The 1190-nt window shown below is 55.8% G+C and carries 1 protein-coding gene; it reads left to right on the forward strand.

Annotated features, from left to right (window positions below; all coding sequences use genetic code 11):
- Positions 1 to 209: 209 nt before the first annotated feature.
- The gene (locus ACH6CX_RS18450; RefSeq protein WP_396676206.1) at positions 210 to 1172 is read left to right on the forward strand and encodes an IS110 family transposase; all 963 of its coding nucleotides are present in this window, start codon (positions 210 to 212) and stop codon (positions 1170 to 1172) included.
- The last annotated feature ends 18 nt before the right edge of the window (positions 1173 to 1190 follow it).

The following is a 1190-nucleotide window of genomic DNA, read 5'->3' on the forward strand; positions in this document are numbered from 1 at the left end:
TTGTATGGTGAAATCCCCCAAAAATTCGGTAAGGTGAGGCCCGTAACTTGCCACGAACAAGTTACCGGCGTGACAGCTCGATGCAGCGCAGGTGCAGGCGATGCCTAGCCCGTTAACAAGCATGTAGCGTCACGCCGACCCTATGTACAACCCGAACAGTCGAATGGGCCTCACGAGCCCGAATGTAGCAAGGATGGGAAGATCTCACAATGAACAAGAAGGCTACAGCAGGGGTAAATGTTGGCGTGGATGTCGGTAAGACATTCCTGGATATCTACATCCACGAGCGTGATCGGTATTGGCAGATTGAGAACACCCGATCTGATATCGGTAAATGGATTAAGGCGATTCGCCGCTTCAACGTTGAGAGAGTGGTCATGGAGGCCACCGGTCGCTATGAGAGGTTGCTGTATGAGCTGCTGGTGGAGGCGGGGCTACCGGTGGTTATCGTGAACCCGCGGAACGTGCGCCGGTATGCGGGCGCCGCAGGGCAGCTCGCCAAGACCGACAAGGTCGATGCCAAGCTGATTGCCGCTTTCGGGGCTGTGATGCAACCAGAGGTATTGCCGCCCGAGTCGAAAATTCAACGGCAGATCAAAGACTTACTGGCACGGCGCCGTCAGGTCATGACCATGCGCACCATGGAGCTTAACCGGGCTAAAATCATGTCCAAAGCATTCCAGGCTGACTATCGTCGCCACATCAAGTTCCTGGATAAGGAAATCGAGCGCGTGGATCAGAAGCTGGATAAGGCGGTAAAGAGTGAGGAGTTCTGGCGCGCCAAACGGGAACAGCTCGAAACTGTACCAGGCGTCGGCAAGCTGCTGGCCACCACTCTGATCGCGGAGCTGCCCGAGCTGGGAAGCCTCAACCCGAAGGAGATTGCTGCCCTGGTTGGTGTGGCGCCCTTCAATCGCGATAGCGGCATGCTGAGAGGCAAGCGAAGAATTAAGGGAGGGCGGGCACAGGTCAGGACAATCCTGTACATGGCGACGCTTTCAGCGACGATCCACAATCCGATGATCCGTGATTTTTACAGTCGCCTGGTCAGTGAGGGCAAGCACCGGAAAGTCGCGCTGACGGCGAGCATGCGGAAGATGATTGTAGTGCTAAATGCGATGGTGAGGGATGGGACTTACTGGGGAGAGTGCGATGTCAAGCAGGCTGCTTGACATCACAGTCGCTTGTTA

The organism is Microbulbifer sp. JSM ZJ756 (assembly GCF_044383805.1).
GTDB classification, from domain to species: Bacteria; Pseudomonadota; Gammaproteobacteria; order Pseudomonadales; family Cellvibrionaceae; genus Microbulbifer; species Microbulbifer zhoushanensis.

Coding starts and splice junctions, on each gene's coding strand:
- ACH6CX_RS18450 (WP_396676206.1), top strand. CDS start 210: ATGAACAAGAAGGCTACAGCAGGGGTAAATGTTGGCGTGGATGTCGGT.